Below are 485 nucleotides of genomic sequence, written 5' to 3'. Positions count from 1 at the left end.
CGGCTCCTCCTGCGCGCGGAGCAGGAACGCCGGCACGACCTCGAGCGTCACCGCGGACAGGACGCCCGTCACGCCGAGCCCCAGGCGGCTCACCTCGAAGAGGTCGGGGTCCCGCGTCGCCGTCGCCTCCCGGACCTCGCCGTCCGCCCCGACGACGCGGACGCCGCGCACCTGGGTGGCGAGCCCGCCGAGCCCGGCGCCGGTCCCGTGCGTGCCCGTCGAGATCGCGCCGGCGATCGACTGCCGGTCGATGTCGCCGAGGTTGCGCATGGCCAGGCCCGCGGCCGCGAGGGCCTCGTTGAGCCGGTGCAGGCGGATCCCCGCCCCGACGGTCACGAGGATCGCGTCGGCGTCGGCCTCGCCGGGTGCGCCCGTGCCGCGTGCGATGCGCTCCACGAGCCCGACGCGGTCCAGGTCGAGCAGGAGCCCGTCCGTGACGGCCGCGGGGGTGAAGGAGTGGCCCGCCCCGCCGGCGCGCAGCCGCC

1 protein-coding gene is annotated in these 485 nt (G+C 78.4%); it reads right to left on the bottom strand.

What is annotated here, in order from left to right; genetic code table 11:
* On the bottom strand, positions 1-485 hold a 485-nt coding region (locus G3I78_RS47865), incomplete at both ends, for an FAD-binding protein (RefSeq protein WP_164436890.1).

The organism is Streptomyces sp. SID13726 (genome assembly GCF_010548375.1).
In the GTDB taxonomy this organism is placed as follows: domain Bacteria; phylum Actinomycetota; class Actinomycetes; order Streptomycetales; family Streptomycetaceae; genus Streptomyces.
Note: the sequence above shows the minus strand (reverse complement) of the source record. Positions and strands in the feature narration are given on the sequence as shown.